We start from the raw sequence: 4,266 nt of genomic DNA, 5'->3' as shown, positions 1-4,266 counted from the left end.
TCTAAGAAATCAGATTGGGTTCGTCCTTATGGTGATACATTAAATGATGGAAAAGTGCAGTTAAGTTTTACACTGCCAATACCTTTTGATGCCATAGGTGAAGAAGCTGCAAAAAGACTTGCATTGCAAATGGGTATTCATGATCCTCAAGTTGTTCATGGTGCGTCATTAGGAGATCAATTCAGCTTTTATATTGTATACGGAACAGCAGAACAACAAATTGACATTAGTATTTTAAATGTTGTTCAAGTTGAATCACTATCGATGAGCAAAGAAGAAGTTGAAGTTTATATTGAACAACATTTCAACGAACCACTTGTTTTCATTGGGGCATCAACAGGTACAGATGCACACACTGTAGGTATCGATGCTATTATGAATATGAAAGGTTACAACGGAAATTATGGTTTAGAAAGATACAAAGGTATTCAAGCAATAAATCTAGGAGGTCAAGTTGATAATGAGACCTTATTAGAAAAAGCTATCGAATATCAAGCAGATGTTATCTTAATTAGTCAAACAGTAACTCAAAAAGATGTGCACATCCAAAATCTAACGCACTTTATTGAGCTTTTAGAAGCTGAAAATAGAAGAGATCAATTCATTGTCATTATTGGAGGGCCAAGAATACATCATGGATTAGCCAAAGAACTTGGATATGATGCAGGGTTTGGATCTAAAAAATATGCATATGATGTTGCAAGCTTTGCTGTTCAAGCATTAAAACAAAAGAAACGAAAAACAAAAGAAATAGAGTTGAAGTAACCAGTCTCAGTTATGGTAAAATAAAAGTAGTTAAAGATTTAATCATGGGTAGTGTCAAAAGTTTAATGGAAGATATGTAAAATGAATTTAAGCTTGATAATGGACACCATCAAATAGGAGAGTCGTATAATCCATGATTTTGAGCCACTGATTTGGCATAAGATCATCAGAAGATAGGAAGTCAAGTTCGATAGGTCTTCGATACTTCAAGGATGAATGGCGTCTCAAAAAGTTATAAAAAGTAACGAATAAAGAGATGTAAATATTTGCGTTTCTTAGACTTCCATAGCCGTTGGTACCATGGTAGTTGAACTTATATGTTCGGTTTAATCGTTCTTCCGCCTGTTTAAAAGAGCGCCATGTTCTCGAGGTATCATCACTGTTTTTAACCCCAATGACCTGATATAAATCAAAGTGAATGTCATTGAGTTTAAAGAATACTTGCGCGGCGTTGTAGATAGGATTACCATCAGTGACGATATTGAGTTGTTCTGGTAACACTTTGTACTTACTAAATGTTTCATGAAGCGTGGTCACTGCATTTAAAGTTGTTCTTTGATCGAAGATGCGATAAGAAGTGATGATTTTCTGAGTGGTATCCGAACCAAAGAAAACATAATTAGATTTCCCCATCACCTTGATGTAGGTTTCATCAAAGGTGATGGTGTCAGAAAGCTTGTAAGGGTAAAGAACATTTAAAGATTCAGTGATTGATGCTGCAGCTTCTGCGTAGTTAACGACGGTCTGATGCGTCAATTCGAGTCCGTGAACTTCCTTTAATATCTGGGCCGTCTTTCTGGAGGATAAGCCGTAGTTGATATAGTAAGTCAAGCAGAGTCCTAAAGTATACTTAGAGTGATGAATTTTATCTAAATTAATTTTCGATTGAATACTTAAGCGATGATTATCCTTTAGCGAAGCCATGGTGAAGTTGAATAACCTAAAGTGATACCTTAATTTGTACTGTGTGTCATTGATCATCAGATGGTTGAACTCCCCATCTTTAAGTGCACGTTTGTTTTCAAGATAAAAAGAGCAGCGGTAGTTGTGACAGGTCATGACATCGTAATCCTTGCGGATATGTTGAAGTTCTAACTTGTTCTCGCAGTGCGGACAGTGATGCGTGATCTCCTCGTGATAGGTCTTCTTTAGGGTGAAGGTTTGCTTGCACACCTTACACATGTTTTGAGTCTTGGTGTGCGCATAAATATAGTCATTAGGTGCACCACAATTTAAGCATTCACCCTCATAAGAAAAAGGTTTTTGTCTTCGCACAGGTTTGATTTCCTTTTCCGTGTTACGCAGGATGTCTTCAAAAGAAAGTTGTTTGTAAAAACCCTGTTTAATAATCGGTGGTTCATCAATTTTAAAAGAAGCGTAACCGGTCATTGGTTCCTTGCGTTTGATAGTCGTTTTCTGTTTTAAAGGTTTGATAAGAGGTGTCAAGAGTTGATTGAGTGCTTCCAGTTGAGAAGTCATCAAATCGATTCTTTCTCGTATCTCAGGTGTTAAGAGTCTTTCTTCAAGATCTAAAGGTAAAGAATGATTTAACATCAGGGGTTCTAGATTCGTTGAAATAATATAGATATTGAGTTCTAGACTCTTTAAAGATTGAATGAAATGTGGTAAACTTTGCATAGGTAGTTAATCTCCTTTTATGTGATGTTCGCACATTCATTATAACATGGGATTGACCACTCTTTTTTATAGACAAATAGAGTGTTAAAATAGATAAAAAAGTAGGTCAAATTTTTAAAATTTTGACACTACCAGTATTGATTAGAGAGGTTTCTATGAAAAAGATTGTAGTTATTGGTGGGTCAGTAATTGATATATTCGCGTATCCACATCATAGAATGATCATGAACGATTCAAACCCCGGATATTTAAGAAAATCGATGGGTGGTGTTGGTAGAAACATCGCTGAAAATTTAGTTCGCCTAGGATTAGACACAACTTTAATAACCGTATTAGGTGATGATGATGCTGGTATGTTTATTAAGGATTCATGCAAAAATCTAGGATTAAAACTCTCAATTGTTGATGTCGCTACAACACCAACATATTTATGTATTATGGATGAACATAATGAAGATTTAATTAGCGTTGCAGCTATGGATCAAATCGAAGAGTTAAATGAAACATCACTTAGTAAAAGAAAAAAAATAATTGATCAAGCAGATATTCTTATTGTTGATACTAACCTATCTATTGAAACACTAACCTATATTTTCGACACATACGACAAAGACATATATGTCGATACTATTTCCAGTCAAAAAGCTGTCAAAATTAAACCATTCTTATCTAAAATAAACACTTTGAAACTTAATCGTTTGGAAGCCGAATTACTTTCTGGTATCCACCACGAGGATGAAAAAGATATTTATAGAATCGGCGATTACTTTATTGCTCATGGCGTTAAAGAAGTCTTTATAACATTAGGATCTAATGGCTCCTTACATATGAGCAATAAAATTTCTAGATTTAAACCATCATATAGAGTTCCAGTTTTGAATTCAACTGGTGCAGGTGATGCATTTTTTGCAGGCGTTATCTACGCGAAGTTAAATGATTTAGATCCTCTTATTTATGGATCCGCATCTGCCATTGTTAATCTACAAGATGAGAAAGCTGTTTCATCTGATTTAACAGTTCAAAAATTAGATGAAACAATTAAGGAGTACAAATTATGATGAATCAATATATTGATATCCACCCAGAAGTGGAAAAAGCACTTAAAGAAAATAGACCGGTTGTTGCACTAGAATCAACCATTATATCTCATGGTATGCCATATCCACAAAATGTTGAAATGGCAGTCAACGTGGAGAACCTAATTAAAGAAGAAGGTGCAGTGCCTGCAACCATCGCTATACTAGGGGGGAGAATCAAAGTCGGTTTAACCCATTATGAAATCGAGCATCTTGCAAAAGCTAAAGATGTTTATAAAGTAGGAAAAAGAGATTTCGCTTATGTAATCTCTCAAAAAAGAAATGGAGCAACTACCGTTTCTGGGACTGCACTTGTTGCTGAAATGGCAGGTATCAAAATATTTGCAACTGGTGGAATAGGTGGTGTACATAGAGGTGCTGAAAATACATTTGACATTTCAAGAGATTTAGAAGAAGTATCACAAGTCAATGTAGCAGTTATATGTGCTGGAGCTAAGTCTATTTTAGATTTAGGTCTTACCCTAGAATATCTTGAAACCAAAGGTGTTGAAGTGATTGGATATCAGACACAAGAACTACCCGCATTTTATACAAGAGAAAGTGGGTTTCAAGTTAATTATCAACTTAACACTCCACAGGAGATTGCACAACTTCTACACGCCAAATGGTCACTTGGATTAACTGGAGGTATTATCGTTGCCAATCCAATCCCTAAACCATATAGCATGGATTCAACTCAAATTAATCTAGCGATTGAACAGGCTGTTGAAGAAGCAAAACTAAAAGGAATTAAAGGTAATGAGGTCACACCATATCTATTATCTAA

At 35.4% G+C, this 4,266-nt stretch carries 4 protein-coding genes; 3 read left to right on the top strand and 1 reads right to left on the bottom strand.

Translation table 11 applies throughout. The features are described 5' to 3' along the window. Positions 1–765, top strand: a 765-nt coding sequence (gene kamE, locus P0O24_RS12265; protein WP_316970039.1) for a lysine 5,6-aminomutase subunit beta, incomplete at its 5' end; no start/stop codon positions are given. Positions 766–852: 87 nt separating this feature from the next. On the opposite strand, the gene P0O24_RS12260 is transcribed toward kamE, so the two are convergent. Further along, positions 853–2,403, bottom strand: a complete 1,551-nt coding sequence (locus P0O24_RS12260; protein ID WP_282840261.1) for a DDE-type integrase/transposase/recombinase — start codon at positions 2,401–2,403, stop codon at positions 853–855. Between the two features lie 122 nt (positions 2,404–2,525). Between P0O24_RS12260 and P0O24_RS12255 the strand changes: the two genes are divergently transcribed. Beyond that, positions 2,526–3,461, top strand: a complete 936-nt coding sequence (locus P0O24_RS12255) for a carbohydrate kinase family protein (RefSeq protein WP_316970038.1) — start codon at positions 2,526–2,528, stop codon at positions 3,459–3,461. After that, a partial coding sequence (locus P0O24_RS12250; RefSeq protein ID WP_316970037.1) for a pseudouridine-5'-phosphate glycosidase occupies positions 3,458–4,266 on the top strand: 809 nt, incomplete at its 3' end. The genes P0O24_RS12255 and P0O24_RS12250, both read left to right, overlap by 4 nt.

It is taken from the genome of Candidatus Methanocrinis alkalitolerans (assembly GCF_029167205.1).
Classification (GTDB): domain Archaea; phylum Halobacteriota; class Methanosarcinia; order Methanotrichales; family Methanotrichaceae; genus Methanocrinis; species Methanocrinis alkalitolerans.
This window is presented reverse-complemented; position numbering and strand designations above follow the sequence as displayed.